The sequence below is a fragment of the Kitasatospora sp. NPDC041988 genome (genome assembly GCF_055588525.1).
On the sequence record NZ_JBVJCO010000026.1, the window covers coordinates 65,097 to 80,238 of the forward strand.

Below are 15,142 nucleotides of genomic sequence, written 5' to 3' on the forward strand. Positions count from 1 at the left end.
CAGTGCGGATTTTCTCCGAGGACGACTGCAACCCCGGGCGCCGCCGCACGTCCATCGATATGGGGGGGCGTCCGGAGCCGGAAGAGCGGTACTGGCAGGATTCCCGCAGATCACGATCTTGATCACAGGTCCTGACGGGCCGGCTGGTGCCGGATGCCGTCCTGGGGGAAAGCAGACCGTACATGTCCATGGCCATCGGGCCGATCGCGGGACCCGGGAGGGGCCGTGGCTTCTCCTTCGCCGGGCTGGCCGTTCTCTTCTTCGGCGCTCAGGAGGCCGTCGGCGCGACGGTCGGCGCACGCCCGGAGCAGGAGGCGGCACAACGGCGTTCGGGTTTCCGACTGCTTCGCGGGGGGCGCAAGCAGGCGGCCGAGGAGGAGCGGCCGACCCTGACCGACCTCTACCACGCGCACCGGCTGGGCCTGGTGCGGATGGCGGTCCTCCTGGTCGACCACCAGGACCTGGCCGAGGACGTGGTCCAGGAGGCCTTCACCCAGCTCTACCAGCGGCACGGGGAGCAGCTGGAGGACCTGGACAACGCGCTCGGGTACCTGCGGACCTCCGTGGTCAACGGTGCCCGGTCGATGCTGCGGCGCCGGAAGACGGCCCGCGAGTACGTTCCTCCGCACGAGGCCGATGCGCCGTCGGCCGAGGACCACGCGGTGCTCAACGACGAGCACCGGCGGGTCCTGGTGGCCCTGCAGGAGCTGACCCCCCGCCAGCGCGAGGTACTCGTGCTGCGCTACTGGTCGGACCTGTCGGAGGCGCAGATAGCCGAGACCCTGGGGCTCTCCCGGGGTGCCGTGAAGTCCACCGCCAGCCGGGCATTGGACGCCTTGGAAAAGCATCTGGAGAAGGTTCGATGACCGACAAACTTCCCCGCCGATCCGGCGGCGACGGTGGCGGGCCGGACGACACCCCGATGGAACAGCTGCTCCGCGAGGCGATGAACGCCCGCGCGACGCAGATCACCGCGCACAGCCTCCGCCAGTCCGCCCCGCCGAAGAGCCGGGTGCGCCGGCTGCGGCCGGTGTACATCGCCGCCGTGCCACTGTTCGGCCTGGCCGCCGCGATGGCGTTCGGCGTGCTCGGGTTCCGCGGTGACTCCGTCGCCCGGCAGGAGGACCAGGGCCCGGCCGCCACCGTCACTGCCACTGTCACCGCCACGGTCACGGCGAGCCCGAGCCCCACCGCCGAGCCGACGCCCGCACAGAGCCCGACGGCAGCCACGACCGCCAGCTCGTCCCCGGCGGCCGACCCGGAGGAGGAGGACAAGCCCGCGAGGCCGGCCGGTGCCGCCACGTCGCCCTCCACCCCGACCAGCAGCGCGCCGCCGCAGTCGGCCCCGGTCTCGTACACCTTCCGTGGCGTCAAGTTCAAGGTCCCGGCGGGGTGGAAGGTGGTGCCGCCGGCCCCGGCGGACACCAAGATGTGCGTCCTGAGCCCGGGGGCACCCGCGGGCGCCGAGCAGTCGTGCGTGCCCTACGGCGTGCAGATCGCGTCCTACCTCACCGCGGACGAGGCCGAACACGCGATCTGGCCCACGGCGTTCGACCTGGAGGCAGCGGACGGCTTCAGCCACCAGCCCTACTGCCCGGTCTGGGGCCACCCGTACGTCCCCGACGGTCCCATGAAGGTCGGCACGCCGGTGCGCAGCCGCGACATCGTGGCCGGGCGGCCGATCAACAAGACGCAGTGGCAGGTCACCTGCAAGCCCGGGGACGAGTTCACCGCACAGATGTGGGGACTCAAGACCGACCAGGTCTACATCGTCGCGAACGGTCTCAAGGCGGAGTACCAGCCGGCCCTGGTGTCGATCCTCGACACCATCGACCTCAGCGGCCGTCAGGCCCCGCAGCCGGCAGCGGAGCAGGCCGTCGCGGTCACCGTCGACGGTCTCGTGACGGGCCAGCAGGTGCCGAACGACGGCAGCCCGGTGGCTTTCTCGGTCACCTTCAAGAACACCGGCCAGACCACCTACGGGGCCGTCGTCCCCCAGGTGTTCGCGGAGGCCTACGCCGGCAGCCAGCCGGCGGTGCACGGGACGATGGAGCGCCAGGACGGTGCCGCCTGGACCACCCTGGACATCGCCCAGCCGGCGGCGGGCAAGCCGACCACGGCCGGTGCCTTCGCGCTGGCTCCCGGGCAGAGCGTGACGGTGAAGTACCGGATGAAGCTGACCGGCCAGGACGGTGCCGGGGTGATGCCGGTGACCGCGAACGCGCTGGTGATCCCGGACCAGGGCCCGTTCACCACGGTCGGCACCCGTAGCACCCCGGTCCGGGTGGTCGGCCAGTAGCCGCCCGTCAGGCCCGGTGAGGCGCCGTGAGCAGGTTCTCCCTGGTCACGGCGCCTTTCGCAGGCCGTGGGAAGAATTCTCGGATCCACCTGCAACCCCCGTGGGGCGACGGCCCGGCTCCCCCCGCCGCGGGGGGGAGCCGGGCCGTCGCCGTCGTCACCGGGCTCAGGCCAGCGAGGCCATCCACGCCTCGACGTCCTCGGCGCGGCGGGGGAGGCCGGCCGAGAGGTTCTCGTTGCCGTCGGCGGTGACCAGGATGTCGTCCTCGATCCGGACACCGATGCCGCGGTACTCCTCGGGCACCGTCAGGTCGTCCTGCTGGAAGTACAGGCCGGGCTCGACGGTGAGCACCATGCCGGGCACCAGCAGTGCGTCGACGTGCTCCTCGGTGCGGGAGTGGGCGCAGTCGTGGACGTCCAGGCCGAGCATGTGGCCGGTGCCGTGCAGGGTCCAGCGGCGCTGGAGGCCCAGCTCCAGGACCTTCTCGACGTCGTACGCCGAGGCGTCCAGCAGGCCCCAGGCGAGCAGGCGCTCGGCGAGCACGCGCTGCGAGGCGTCGTGGAAGTCGCGGAAGCGGGCGCCCGGCTTCACGGCCGCGATGCCGGCCTCCTGCGCGTCGTAGACCGCATCGTAGATCTTGCGCTGGAGCTCGTTGAACCGGCCGTCGATCGGCAGCGTGCGGGTGACGTCGGCGGTGTAGAGGGTGTGCGTCTCCACGCCGGCGTCCAGCAGCAGCAGCTCGCCCGGGCGGACCTCGCCGTCGTTGCGCACCCAGTGCAGGGTGGTGGCGTGCGGGCCGGCGGCGCAGATGGAGCCGTAGCCGACGTCGTTGCCCTCGACCCGGGCGCGGCGCCAGAAGGTGCCCTCGATCCAGCGCTCGGACGTGGCGACGGCCTGGCCCAGCTCGCGGACCACGTCGGTGAAGCCGTTGACGGTGGCGGCGCAGGCGGCGCGCAGCTCGCCGACCTCCCACTCGTCCTTGACCAGCCGCAGGCCGCTCAGGAACTCCTTGAACTCGGCGTCCTTGTCGGCGTCCAGCACCTCGGCGAGCGCGGCCTCCAGGCCCGCGTCGTAGCCGCGCACGATGCGGGTCGGGACGGCGCCGCCCTTGGCCCGCTCGGCCAGCTCGTCGGCGGCCTTGCGGACGTCGCGGGCGGGCAGGCCGAGCAGCTGCTGCTGCTCGGTGAGGCTGTGCCGGCGGCCGACCCAGAGCTCGCCGTAGCCGTCCAGCCAGAACTCGCCGTTCTCCCGGTTGGAGCGGGGCAGCAGGTAGAGGCCGAACTCGTGGCCGGCGTCGCCGGTGGGCTCGGCGACCAGCACCGCGTCCTCGGTCTGGTCACCGGTGAGGTGCACGTACTCACTGGCGGCGCGGAAGTCGTAGTCGGTGTCGTTGGCGCGTACCCGCAGGTTGCCGGCCGGGACGACGAGGCGCTCGCCGGGGTAGGCGGCGGAGAGCCGGGCGCGGCGCTCGGCGGCGTACGGGGCCTGGGCGACCGGGGTGAGGCCGTGCAGCTCGGTGTCGGCCCAGCCGGACTTCATCGAGGCGGCCAGCTCGTCGGAGATCTCCGAGTACAGGCCGTTCTTGCGGCCCCCCTTGAACTTCGGCGTCTCGTCGCCGCCGGCGGCCTCGGGGTTCTCGGCCACCGCCGGGGTGCGGTCCTCGGTCACGTACGTCGCCTCCTTGCGCGTGGTGCCGCCCGGGCCGCGTCGGATCGCGACGCGCATGGGCGGCCGTGCGTCCATGGTACGGACGCCCGGCCGCTCGCCTGTTCGGGGCCGTGACAGCTGCCGACAGGCCTTCGGGCAGCCCTAGCCGAAGCGGGCGGCCAGCAGCATCAGGTCGTCGGTGGCGCGCCCGGCGTCCGGGTCGGGGCAGACGGCCAGCAGGTGGGCGCAGAGCCGGTCGGGGTCGATCCGCACGTCGCGCGGGGCGTCGGCGGCGGCCCGGCGCAGGTTGGCCTGCCCGGCGTGCAGGGTCGGGCCGCAGCGGCGGGCCAGGCCCTCGGTGTAGAGCAGCAGGGTGTCGCCGCGCTCGGCGGTGAGCTCGACGCCCGGGGCCTCCCAGCAGGAGAGCATGCCGAGCGGCGCGGAGAGCGAGGTCTCCACGAACTCGGCGCCGTACCGGGTGACCAGCACCGGCGGGCAGTGCCCGGCGCCGGCCAGGGTGATCCGGCGGTCCTCCGGCTCCACCCAGGCGTAGACGGCGGTGGCGCTGCGGGCCGGTTCGGTGGTCTTGAGCAGCAGTTCGAGGTCCCCGAGGACGGAGACCGGGTCCTCGCCCTCCAGTACCGCGTACGCCCGCAGCGCCGCCCGGACCCGGCCCATCGCGGCGGCCGCGCCGGGGGCCGAGCCCGGTCCGGCGCCGGGGCCGTCGCCGGAGACGCTGCCGACGGTCAGGCCGACGGTGCCGTCCGGCAGCGGGATGGCGTCGTACCAGTCGCTGCCGGCCGAGTGGTCCAGGCCGGCCGGGACGAGCCGGGCGGCCAGCTTGAGCCCGGCGGGCTGCGGGAGGCGGTCGGGCAGCAGGCCGCGGCGCAGCGCCTCGGTGGTGCGCCGGACCTTCTCCGCGTCGAGCTGCTTGGCCAGCAGCGGGGCGGCCACCTCGCAGTACCGGCGGGCCAGCTCGCGCTGGCGCTCGGTGGGCCCGGCGGGCTCGTCGTAGAACCAGAGGGCGGCGGCCAGCGGGCCCTCCTCCTCGGTGGCGAGCGGCAGGCCGTAGCAGCCGCCGAGGCCGAGGTGGGCGGCGAGCTCGCGCAGCCGGGCGCCGACCGCGGGGTCGTCGGCGAGGTCGTGGGAGGCGAGCTCGGCCGGGCGGTCGTGCTCGCGCAGCAGCCGGGCGACCAGGCTCTGGTCCGGCGGCACCGTCTCCAGCGAGCCGAGGCTGGCGCGGTCCAGGCCGTGGCCGATGGGCTGGCTGGGGCCGCCGGGCAGCGCGGTGACCAGCAGGGCGCGGCTGGCGCCGAGCAGCGCGGTGCCGGAGGCCAGCACGGTGTCCAGGGTGGCGGTCAGGCCGCGGGCGCGGGCGAGCAGCTCGGTGTGCTCGTGCAGGCTGGTGAAATCGGACAGCAGTCCGGCCAAACGGTCCTGCACGCCGGACGGGGGCGCGGTGCGGGCCTCGGTGACGCCGGCCTGCTCGCCGGCGGGGTCGTTCAGCTCCCCGGCCGGTCCGGTCAGCTCGTCGGCGGGGCCGGTCTGCTCCCCGGCGGGGCCGGTGACGGGGCCGGGGAAGCCCGGATGGTCGAGCACCGAGAGCCCGCTGGCGCCGCAGGGCTCGCCCGGCTCGGAGGACGTCGACGGTGGGTGGGACTCGGTCATGCCGCCACTCCTGACGCGGTGGTACGTGTCATGCGGAACCCCCAGGTACGGCCGGTTGGAGCGAGGACGGCCAAAGGGCGCGTTTCGCCTCGATTCGCTACTACTCGTCATTGATCGTCAGCAATGCCACCACTTCTACACAGGCCATTCGGGGCATGTCCAGATCCGTGACGACGCGGGTGGCCGGTTCCGCCTCCCCCGGAGTCCGCTCGGGGGGCGCGTTCCGTTCGTGCGGGCGCCGGTCGGTGCCGAGGGCATGGAGCGGCCGGAGAACGGGCAGAACCGTGAGGACGGCTCCGGTGGCCGTCCGGATCGTATGCTTTCGCCGCCCGTGGGCCGGGCTGGCCGGAAGTCTCTCACTCGTACGGTGGAACCAACCGCGCCCGGGCGGCGTCCATCCGGTCGCATACGGGATTCTCGTTCCAAGGGCTGTTCTAATCCGCGGCCCTTTTCAGGTCGTGCTCCACACCGTGCTCCACCGCTGCCACGCCGCTCGTCGTGCCCTCCCGCCCCTTTTTTCCGGGCCGGTGCGGCGTATCCCGACGCGGGCCGGCGGGCCCGGAGCGAACCGAGCGGTCACGGAAAGGAACGAGCGCCATGCGTGAGAACCCGAGGAACAGCCGTTCGGAGGCCCGGGCCGCCCGGCTGGCCGAGGCCCTGGCGGCCGCAGTCGACCACCGCTGGCCCGTGGTGCCCGGCACACTGGTGCTCGGCGGCGCCTGTTCCTGCGGTGACCCCGACTGCCCCGTCCCCGGCGCCCACCCGCACGACCCGCCGCTGCTCGCGGCCACCACCGACGCCCGGATGGTGCGGTGGTGGTGGGAGCGGCAGAGCCCGGACGCGCCGGTCCTGGCCGCGACCGGCGGGACCGTCTCGGCGGTCAGCCTGCCGGCGGCGGCCGGCGCCCGGGCGCTCGCCTACCTCGGCGCGCTGCGTCTGCCGCTCGGCCCGGTGCTGGCGCTGCCCGGCCGGTACGCGCTGTTGGTCGCCCCCTACTCGCTGGATGCGCTCGGCGAGATGCTCGCCCAACTCCCTTGGGTGCCGGGCTCGTTGCGCTACCACGGGACGGGCGGCTTCCTGCCGCTGCCGCCCGGCGGCGGGACGGGCGGCCGGGTGCGCTGGGTGCTGGCGCCCCGCCCGGCGGCCGACGGCGGGGTCTGGCTGCCCCAGGTCGGGCCGCTGCTGGGCGAGTTGGTCGAGGCGACGGTCCGGCTGGACAGCGGGCGCTCGGCGTACTGATCGGGCACGGTCGAACCGGATGATCCCCGGGAGCGGTCGAACCGGGTGATCCGGAAAAACAAAGATCCGGCCGCTGGCGACGGGGGATGCACCAGCGACCGGACTCTTTAGACAGTAACAAGGATCCGCGGCCACGCCAATTTCCAAGAGGCCTTCACAGCCAGGAAATTGCGGTCCTGACGGCCAATGTGACGCGTATCACCCGGATCCTGGCGCCTTTAGTTCAGGGTGACCTGACGGTTCACCAGGTTTGCCCGGGCGCGCCGCTCCTCGGCGGTCAGCGGCGTGGTGTCGGCCAGCGTCGCGGCGAGCCGCTCGGCGAACTCGGCGGCCGGCTTCTCGCAGTCGGTGGCCGTCATGGCGAGCGGCAGGTCCCAGACCGGGACGGTCAGGCCGTGCGCGCGGAACGAGCCGACCAGGCGGGTGTCCTCGCCGATCGAGGACCGGTCGGCGGCGGTCAGCCGGGCCAGAGCGTCCAGCAGCTGCTCCTCCGGGACGGTCATCACCCAGCGCAGGTGGTTCTTGTCCGGGGTGCCGCACCAGTACGCCGAGTCGACGCTGTCCAGCTTCTCGGTCGGGATCGCCGAGGCGTTGGCGCGCTCCAGCGAGGCGGCCACCTCGCCGGTGGCGGTCTCGGCGTCCTCCAGCCAGAACTCGAAGCCGGTGTGCACGGTGGGCGCGAAGGCGGCGTCGAGGTCCAGCAGGTCCTGCAGGCGGCGGCCGCCCGGGACGGTGCGGCGGGCCGGCACCGGGGTGCCCGGCTCGGTGGCCAGCGCCAGCTCCAGCGCGTCCGCCAGGTCGCGGCTCAGGTCGCCGGAGGCGGACTGGGTCTGCAGACCGAGCAGGATCGAGCCGTCCTGGCGGCGCAGCGCCGGCCAGGCCAGCGGCAGGACGGTGGCCAGCGTCACCGACGGGACGTCACCGTTGGCGGCCTCGGCCACCCCGGCGGCCAGCGTCAGCGGCGCCGTCGCGGCCGGTACCAGCTCGCGCAGCGCCACCCAGTCGGCCTCACCCGGCAGGCCCTCGAACGGGCGGTGCACCAGCTCCTGCACGGCGTGCGAGGCCTCCCGGCCGTGGCACGCCTTGTACCGGCGGCCCGAACCGCAGGGGCAGTTCTCGCGGGCCCCGACCACGGGGATCTCACCCGTGACGGCGGTGGTGGACTGGCTGCGCTGCGGCGCCTTCTTGGCGGCCTTCTTGCCCATGGTGCGGCTCTCCCGGGGACGGTTGTGTTGTGCTCCGGGCAGCCTACTGACGTTCCCCCGGCACGTGGGCACGCGCCGGGACGCCGAGCGGGGCGGGGGTGTCCTCCAGGGTCAGGCGCTGCGGGCATCACCGCCGGTGCGCCGGGCGTGCCGCGCCCGGGCGGGCAGCGCCGCCCACACCGTCACTTCGCCGGGCGCGTCGCGCACGCCCCAGTCGCTGGCCAGCTGGCCGACGATGCTCAGCCCGCGGCCGCCGCGCGAGGTCAGCGACGGGCTGGCCGGGGACGGCCGGGTCTGCGCCCCGCCGTCGGTCACCTCCAGGGTGAGGATCCCGTCCGCGTGCATCTGCCAGCGGACCAGGACGCCGCCGTCGGCCTCTCCGTCGTCCGGCTGAGCCTGTGGTTGGGCCTGCGCCTTGGCCTTGGTCCTGGTGCCCGGTGCGGCGGCGGCCCCGGAGGGGACGCCGACCAGTACCTGGTCCACCACCTCGGCGCGGGCACTGCGGCCGAGCACGGGCAGCGGGCCGAGTGGCCGGGCGTAACGACAGGCATTGCTCAGCAGTTCGGAAAGGATCAGAACAGCATCATCAATGACCGGTTCCGGTATCTCCCGGTCACCCAGATCTCGACGCAGTCGGCGCCGTGCGACCCCGACACTCGATGGGCCGTGCGGCACTGCCATGGTCGATGAAGTCGGCACTTCACGCGCCACCATCAACGCCACCCCCGGACCTCCTTCAGCGTATGCCGAGGGATGGATGCCCCTTGGTAATGCGTCGGAAACGACCGCGCGGCGATCCCGCGCGGACATTTCAAGGCCCGCGACCCTCGGTACGCGACAGGTGATTCAGCGCTCACCCTCCGTCGTTAAAACGGATAATCTCCGGCACAAAACGATCGTGAAGGGTTTGAGTTCCTATCGGGACGATCAACCGACGATCAGCCGGCGGGCGTGCGTGCGGGCGGGCGTGTGTGCGGACCGGAACGGGATCACCGGCCGAGCTGGGCCAGGACCTCCGCCGGGCGGTTGGTGATGATCGCCGACACCCCGAGCTCCAGGCAGAGCTCCACGTCGTCCGGCTCGTCCACGGTCCAGACGTGCACCTGGTGGCCCAGCTCGCGCAGCCGCGTCACCAGCCGGGGCCTGGCCCGCACCAGGTCGATGCCCGGCCCGGCGATCCGAGCCCGGCCCGGCAGGGGCGCGCCGGGGCGCAGCCGGCCCTGGAGCGCCAGCATCCGCTCGAACAGGAAGACCCGCGGGTACTCCGGCGCGGCGGCGGCCACCCGGGTCAGGGCCAGCGAGGAGAAGCTCATGATCCGGGCCTGCGGGCGGTCGCCCTCGCGGGGCTCGTCGCCCTGCTGCGCCCCGCCGATCTTGAACCGGTCGAGCATCCGCAGCAGCTCGGTCTCCACCCGCCCCCGGAAACGGACCGGGTGCTTGGTCTCGATCGCGAGGTCCACCGGCCGTCCGCAGTCCGCGACCAGCTCCAGCAGGCTCTCCAGCCGCAGCACGCCGCGCAGCTCCGGGTCCTCGCTCGGCACGCCGGTCTTCCACGCGCCGAAGTCGTGCGCCTCCAGCTGCGCCAGCGTCATCGCGGAGACGGTGCCGCGGCCGTCCGACACCCGGCCGATCCGGCGGTCGTGCACGCAGACCAGCTGCCCGTCGGCGGTCACCCGGACGTCGCATTCGACCGCGTCCGCGCCCTCTTCGAGCGCCCGGCGGTAGGCCGCGAGCGTGTGCTCGGGCAGTGCGTGCGAGGAACCGCGATGGGCGATCACCTGGACGGGCGGCGCGGTGCGCGCCGTTGCCGGGGAGAGGTCTGGGCTGGTCACATCGTCCACGATAGGCGGCGGAAGTGACGCGAAAGCGAAGACGGCCCCAACCTGCGGGGCCGTCTTCGGTGGAGCCGTTGCCGGTCAGGCGGCGGGGGTCCCGGCCGGCGCGGACCGGCGGGTCAGTGGGGTGAGCGCCCAGGTGGCCAGGGCCGGCACCAGGAAGCCGGCCAGCGACGCCGAGGTCCACTCCTGCGGCGTGAAGTGCAGCGCCTCCTGGACGGAGGTCCAGAAGTGCGTCCACCAGCCGGCGATCGCGGTCGGCGCGATCAGCTGGTACGCCGCGAAGCCGAGCGCCCACGGCAGCAGCATCAGCCAGCGGGACGGCGCGTCGTCGGCGAGGTTCCAGCCGCGCCGGCCGGCGCCGAGGAAGTAGTCCACCGCCAGCACCGCGAACATCGGCACGAACACCGAGCCGATCAGGCCCAGGAAGGCGTAGTAGGAGTCGGTGAACTCGGTGATCTGCAGTGCCAGCACGGTGATCAGCAGGCCGGTCCCGCCGGTCAGCACCCGGCGGTCCACCTTCGGCAGCAGGTTGTGGACCGACATCGCGGTCGAGTACACGTTGGCGAAGGACTGGTCGGTCTCGCGCAGCACCAGGACCAGCAGGAAGAACCAGCCGGCCCAGACGCCCAGGAACGAGTCGAAGATCCTGGTGGCGTCGCCGTCGGACTGCAGCAGCGCCAACAGCCCGAGCACGTAGCACCAGACCTGGGCGACGGTGTAGCCGGAGAAGCTGCCCCAGAACGCGGCGCGCGGCGTACGCGAGTGCCGGGTGTAGTCGGCGGCCAGCGGCACGAACGAGATCGAGACGGCGATCATCGCGTCGGTGGCCTTCAGGAAGCCGTGCCAGTTGCCCGCGCCCGGGTCCGGCACGCCGTGGCGCCCCAGCTGGACGGTGAAGTACACCATCGCGACCGCCACCGCCGCGGCGACGAAGCGGCGCAGCACCGCGATCGCGCCCAGCGGCCAGATGGTCAGCGCGGTCGTCACCGCACCGGCCAGCACGACGAACACCCAGCGGTAGCCCTCGGTGTGCGCCACGGTCTGCGCGCCCATCGCGATGACCAGCAGCTCGTACACGCCCCAGCCGATGCACTGGACGATGTTCAGCACGGTCGGGACGTACGAGAGCCGCGTCCCGAACAGCCCGCGCAGGTTCGCCATCGCCGGCGCACCGGTGCGCGCCCCGATCAGCGCGGCCACGCCGAGCATCGCCGTGCCGACCACGGTGCCGGCCACGATCGCGGTGACGGCGGCGGCCAGCGACAGCTCGCTGCCGGGCGCGCCCAGCACGGTGGCGGCGGTGGTGAAGCCGATCAGGCTCACGCCCAGGTTCATCCAGAGCGCGAAGTGGTCCCGGAAGCGGAGCGTGCGCGGCGGCGCGGTGTCCAGGACGAGCGGCGCCTCGACCCGCTCGGCCCGCTCCGGACGGTCCAGCACGGCGGTGGAACCGGAGACGGGGGCGGCCGCGTCGGAGTGAGCGGTCGAGGAGTCGACGGCAGGGGACGACCCGGAGAAATCCTTGGACGCGGGTGCGCCCGAAGAAGAGGATGGCGAAGCAGGCGGCATGGCCGATACTCCCTACGCCGGCATTACCCGGACAGGTTCCGGCGGTCTGCGCCCCCTCGACGATCCGTCCACGGAGCCCGTGGCGTACGGTCGATCGGCGCACTCTCAGCCTGGTGGGTCCAAGCTCCCGCGTGTCAGTTTGGAGCGACAGGCTAACCGGCGCGGGGGTGTACGCCAAGGCCAGGCGCCTGCGGTCCGCATCGCGGGACGCCGCGGAGGGCGGCGGGGGCCGCCCTCCGGGGTGCCGGTCGGGGGCCGGTCGGGGGCACCGAAACGGGGCTGCTGTCGGACCGGGCTAAGGATTCTTATGAGTTCTTCAGAAGGGTCCTTACGGCAATCGAATCGAGTGTGCGAAAAACTATGGTTGTTGGTCCTGTCAGCTATGGAGGTCGTCCGTGAGCACCGAGCGCGAGATTGGGTCCACCGGGCCGCAGGGGGAGCAGCCCTCCGGCGGCCAGGGGGTGGTGGGTCCCGCTCATGACGGTCCGGCGCAGTCCGCGTCCGCCGGTCCCGCCCCCGCAGAGGCGCCCGAGGCCGACTACACCCTGACCGACGCCGCGGCGGGTACGCCCGCCGCCCCGGCCGCCGGCGGGTCGACGCCGACGCTGGCGTTCAGCAAGGTGACCGCCCCCGAGCCGGCCGCCGCGCCCGCCCCGGCGCCGGCGCCCGCGCCGGAAGCCGCTCCGGCCGCTCCGGGCGTGACCGACGCCGGTTACATCGACGCCCCGCCGCCGGTCCTGCCGCCCGCCCCGCCCGCGCCCGCCGCCCACGCGGCTCCCGCGGCCCCGGCGCCCGCAGCTCCGGCCGGCAACCCGTACGCGACCCCGGCCGCGCCCGTCGCCCCGGTCGCGGCGGCCACCCCCGGCCACGACCCGTACGGCGCCCCGGCAGCCCCCGGTGCGCCCGCCGCCCCGGGCCAGCACCACCCGTTCGGCGCCGGCCAGCCGCTCGGCGGCTGGGCCATGCACGACGGCACCGCCGGTGGGGCCGGTGGCCCCGGCACGCCCGGTGGCCCCGGCTACCCCGGCGGCCCGCTCGGCTACCCGGGCGAGTACCCCGGCACCCCCGAGCCCGGCGGCCCGCGCAAGAAGCGTGGCGGCCTGATCGCCCTGGTCGCCGCCGTCGCCCTGGTCGCCGGTGTGGCCGGCGGCGCGCTCGGCGTCACCATCGCCGACCGCAACGACAGCAGCGTCTCCGCCTCGGACGACCACCGGAGCACCCCCGTCCAGGCCAGCAACCCGGGCAAGAACGAGCCCGCCCCCGGTTCCGTCGCCGGCATCGCGCAGAAGGCGCTGCCCAGCGTCGTCACCATCAAGGCGCAGGGCAACGGCGAGTCCGGCACCGGCACCGGCTTCGTCTTCGACACCGAGGGCCACATCCTCACCAACAACCACGTCGTCGCCCCCGCCTCCAACGGCGGCAAACTGACCGTCAAGTTCGCCGACGGCACCTCCTACAACGCCTCCGTGCTCGGCCGCGCCGAGGGCTACGACGTCGCCGTGGTCAAGCTCGACAGCCCGCCCAAGGGCAAGCTGACGCCCCTTCCGCTGGCCGACTCCGACAAGGTCAACGTCGGCGACTCCACCATCGCCATCGGTGCCCCGTACGGCCTGGAGTCCACCGTCACCACCGGCATCATCAGCGCCAAGGACCGCCCGGTCGCCTCCGGCGACGAGACCGGCGCCCAGTCCTCGTACATGAACGCCCTGCAGACCGACGCCTCCATCAACCCCGGCAACTCCGGCGGCCCGCTGCTGGACTCCAGCGGCGCGGTGATGGGCATCAACTCGGCGATCCAGTCCAACACCTCCAGCACCGGCCGGGCCGGCAGCATCGGGCTCGGCTTCGCCATCCCGATCAACCAGGCCAAGTGGGTCGCCGAGACGCTGATCAAGACCGGCAAGCCGGTCTACGCCAAGCTCGACGTCCTGCGCAACGACGACTACAAGGGCGACGGCGCCCAGATCCAGACCCGCGACATCCAGGGCACCCCCGCCGTCACCCCCGGCGGCGCCGCCGACAAGGCCGGCCTCAAGCCCGGCGACGTCATCACCAAGCTCGGCGGCAGCCCGATCGAGAACGGCCCCGCCCTGGTCAGCAAGATCTGGACCCACAAGCCCGGCGAGACCGTCGACGTCGAGTACACCCGCAACGGCCAGACCTTCACCACCAAGGTCACCCTCGCCGAACGCGTCGGCGACTGACCGCCCCCCTCCACCCCCGAAACCCGGTGCACCGAACCCCGCCGGACCCGTTAGGCTGACCTCCGCCTGGAGAGCTGCCCGAGCGGCCTAAGGGAACAGTCTTGAAAACTGTCGTGCGGTGACCCCGTACCGTGGGTTCGAATCCCACGCTCTCCGCTGGTAGGAGAACCACCTGCTCAGGGCGGGTGCCGACATCGAGTCGGCACCCGCCCTCGGTGTTTCCGGGGGTGGTGGGGGGTGTCCGTTTCACCTGAACGGGGGGTTTGGGGCGGAGGCGTCCTCTTGTGGGGGCGGGGGTCTCGTTAGTCGGGGGTAAGGGGCAGACCGCCCTGGGCCCGGCGAGGAGAGACTGATGGCCTGGTACCCCGGCGCTGAGAAGATGGAGCTCCAGCCCGAGTCGGACGAGCAGCCGGCGATCGTGCCGACGCAGGTGATCTTCCACAGCATCGCGGCGCCGTGGACGCCGCGGCGCATGTACGAGTACTGGCGGGACTCGACCAATCTGGAGTCGCACTTCGGGGTCGGCTACGACGGGTGCGTGGGCCAGTTCATCGGCACCCGGACCCGGGCCGACGCCAACATGCGGGCCAACCGGCGGTCGGACGGGACGGGGGCGGTGAGTGTCGAGTCGGCCAGCAACGACCGGCACACCGATCCGTGGACGGACGCGCAGGTCGCGGCGCTGGTCGCGCTCGGGGTCTGGCTGCACCGGGAGCACGGGATCCCGGTGCGGGTCTGCCGCAGCGCGGACGACCCGGGCTTCGGGTACCACCGGCTCTTCCCCGACTGGTCGGACGGCGGCACCGCCTGCCCCGGCGATGCGCGGGTGCAGCAGTTCCGGGACGTGGTGCTGCCCGGTATCGCCGCGGGTGCGGGCGGGGCGGGCACGCCGCTGCCGCCGCCGCGGTCGGACAGCGGGCCGGCCCGGTACCGGGTGACCATCAACGGCCTGGAGTACGGGTACGGCGCCCACGGCCCGCAGGTCCGGGAGGTGGGGGAGGCGCTGGTGGCGTCGGGGCACGGCTCGCACTACACATCCGGGCCGGACGAGGACTGGCGGGACGCCGACACCCTCAACTACCAGGACTACCAGCGCAGTCTGGGCTACTCGGGTACCGCCGCGGACGGCGTTCCGGGCGAGGAGTCGCTGCGCCGGCTGCTCGGCCGGCTGCCCTCGCCGAACCGGGTCTCGCTGGCCCACATCGTCACGGCGGCGCGGACCGACCCCGGTGCCGAGCAGGGGCACCAGACCTACGGCGGCGAGGTCCGGATCGTCGAACAGGCGCTGGCCGACGAGGGGTTCCTGGAGCAGCGCTGGGTCGACGGCTCGCTCGGCACCAGGACGGTGCAGGCGTACGCGGCGTTCCAGCGCAGCCTCGGCTACGCGGGCTCGGACGCGAACGGCATCCCGGGGCAGCGCAGCCTGCGGGAGCTGGGGCAGCGGCGGGGGTTCGACGTGACCGAGTGAGGCGGCGC

11 protein-coding genes and 1 tRNA gene are annotated in these 15,142 nt (G+C 73.5%); 6 read left to right on the forward strand and 6 right to left on the reverse strand.

Features of this window, described 5'->3' with window-relative positions; genetic code table 11:
- Positions 1 to 182: 182 nt before the first annotated feature.
- Complete coding sequence (locus ACZ6NC_RS24840; protein WP_465735960.1) at positions 183 to 866, forward strand: RNA polymerase sigma factor; 684 nt, start codon at positions 183 to 185, stop codon at positions 864 to 866.
- The gene (locus ACZ6NC_RS24845; protein ID WP_465735961.1) at positions 863 to 2,299 is read left to right on the forward strand and encodes a hypothetical protein; all 1,437 of its coding nucleotides are present in this window, start codon (positions 863 to 865) and stop codon (positions 2,297 to 2,299) included. The genes ACZ6NC_RS24840 and ACZ6NC_RS24845 overlap by 4 nt, the downstream gene beginning before the upstream one ends.
- 165 nt (positions 2,300 to 2,464) lie before the next feature.
- Here ACZ6NC_RS24845 and ACZ6NC_RS24850 read toward each other — a convergent pair whose 3' ends face one another.
- Both ACZ6NC_RS24850 and ACZ6NC_RS24855 read right to left on the reverse strand, forming a co-directional pair.
- Positions 2,465 to 3,967, reverse strand: coding sequence for an aminopeptidase P family protein (locus tag ACZ6NC_RS24850; protein WP_465736031.1), 1,503 nt, complete (start codon positions 3,965 to 3,967; stop codon positions 2,465 to 2,467).
- Between the two features lie 141 nt (positions 3,968 to 4,108).
- Complete coding sequence (locus tag ACZ6NC_RS24855; RefSeq protein ID WP_465735962.1) at positions 4,109 to 5,614, reverse strand: PP2C family protein-serine/threonine phosphatase; 1,506 nt, start codon at positions 5,612 to 5,614, stop codon at positions 4,109 to 4,111.
- 597 nt (positions 5,615 to 6,211) lie between these two features.
- On the opposite strand from ACZ6NC_RS24855, the gene ACZ6NC_RS24860 reads away from it, so the two are divergent.
- On the forward strand, positions 6,212 to 6,853 hold the full coding sequence (locus ACZ6NC_RS24860) for a bifunctional DNA primase/polymerase (protein WP_465735963.1): 642 nt from the start codon (positions 6,212 to 6,214) through the stop codon (positions 6,851 to 6,853).
- Between the two features lie 218 nt (positions 6,854 to 7,071).
- On the opposite strand, the gene ACZ6NC_RS24865 is transcribed toward ACZ6NC_RS24860, so the two are convergent.
- The 4 genes from ACZ6NC_RS24865 to ACZ6NC_RS24880 all read right to left on the reverse strand — a co-directional run bounded on the left by ACZ6NC_RS24865 (position 7,072) and on the right by ACZ6NC_RS24880 (position 11,462).
- The gene (locus ACZ6NC_RS24865) at positions 7,072 to 8,058 is read right to left on the reverse strand and encodes a DUF5926 family protein (protein ID WP_465735964.1); all 987 of its coding nucleotides are present in this window, start codon (positions 8,056 to 8,058) and stop codon (positions 7,072 to 7,074) included.
- Between the two features lie 111 nt (positions 8,059 to 8,169).
- Positions 8,170 to 8,571 (reverse strand): ATP-binding protein, encoded by a 402-nt coding sequence (locus ACZ6NC_RS24870; RefSeq protein ID WP_465735965.1) that lies wholly within the window; start codon positions 8,569 to 8,571, stop codon positions 8,170 to 8,172.
- 476 nt (positions 8,572 to 9,047) lie between these two features.
- A complete protein-coding gene (locus tag ACZ6NC_RS24875; protein WP_465735966.1) occupies positions 9,048 to 9,890 on the reverse strand; it encodes a glycerophosphodiester phosphodiesterase family protein in 843 nt (280 codons plus the stop codon).
- An 84-nt stretch (positions 9,891 to 9,974) separates the two neighbouring features.
- Positions 9,975 to 11,462, reverse strand: coding sequence for a purine-cytosine permease family protein (locus tag ACZ6NC_RS24880; RefSeq protein WP_465735967.1), 1,488 nt, complete (start codon positions 11,460 to 11,462; stop codon positions 9,975 to 9,977).
- Between the two features lie 395 nt (positions 11,463 to 11,857).
- Here ACZ6NC_RS24880 and ACZ6NC_RS24885 point away from each other — a divergent pair, with 395 nt between their 5' ends.
- The 3 genes from ACZ6NC_RS24885 (at position 11,858) to ACZ6NC_RS24895 (ending at position 15,134) form a co-directional block, all read left to right on the forward strand.
- Complete coding sequence (locus ACZ6NC_RS24885; RefSeq protein WP_465735968.1) at positions 11,858 to 13,666, forward strand: S1C family serine protease; 1,809 nt, start codon at positions 11,858 to 11,860, stop codon at positions 13,664 to 13,666.
- Positions 13,667 to 13,734: 68 nt separating this feature from the next.
- Positions 13,735 to 13,822: transfer RNA gene (locus tag ACZ6NC_RS24890), tRNA-Ser, on the forward strand.
- 196 nt (positions 13,823 to 14,018) lie between these two features.
- Positions 14,019 to 15,134 carry a peptidoglycan-binding protein gene (locus tag ACZ6NC_RS24895; protein ID WP_465735969.1) on the forward strand — a complete coding sequence of 372 codons (1,116 nt, stop codon included), beginning with the start codon at positions 14,019 to 14,021 and terminating at the stop codon, positions 15,132 to 15,134.
- Positions 15,135 to 15,142 lie beyond the last annotated feature (8 nt).

What these genes read in the sequence shown, in the direction of transcription:
- ACZ6NC_RS24840 (WP_465735960.1), top strand. Translation starts at nt 183, where the DNA reads ATGTCCATGGCCATCGGGCCGATCGCGGGACCCGGGAGGGGCCGTGGC.
- ACZ6NC_RS24865 (WP_465735964.1), bottom strand. Translation starts at nt 8,058, where the DNA reads ATGGGCAAGAAGGCCGCCAAGAAGGCGCCGCAGCGCAGCCAGTCCACC.
- ACZ6NC_RS24860 (WP_465735963.1), top strand. Translation starts at nt 6,212, where the DNA reads ATGCGTGAGAACCCGAGGAACAGCCGTTCGGAGGCCCGGGCCGCCCGG.
- ACZ6NC_RS24855 (WP_465735962.1), bottom strand. Translation starts at nt 5,614, where the DNA reads ATGACCGAGTCCCACCCACCGTCGACGTCCTCCGAGCCGGGCGAGCCC.
- ACZ6NC_RS24880 (WP_465735967.1), bottom strand. Translation starts at nt 11,462, where the DNA reads ATGCCGCCTGCTTCGCCATCCTCTTCTTCGGGCGCACCCGCGTCCAAG.
- ACZ6NC_RS24895 (WP_465735969.1), top strand. Translation starts at nt 14,019, where the DNA reads ATGGCCTGGTACCCCGGCGCTGAGAAGATGGAGCTCCAGCCCGAGTCG.
- ACZ6NC_RS24845 (WP_465735961.1), top strand. Translation starts at nt 863, where the DNA reads ATGACCGACAAACTTCCCCGCCGATCCGGCGGCGACGGTGGCGGGCCG.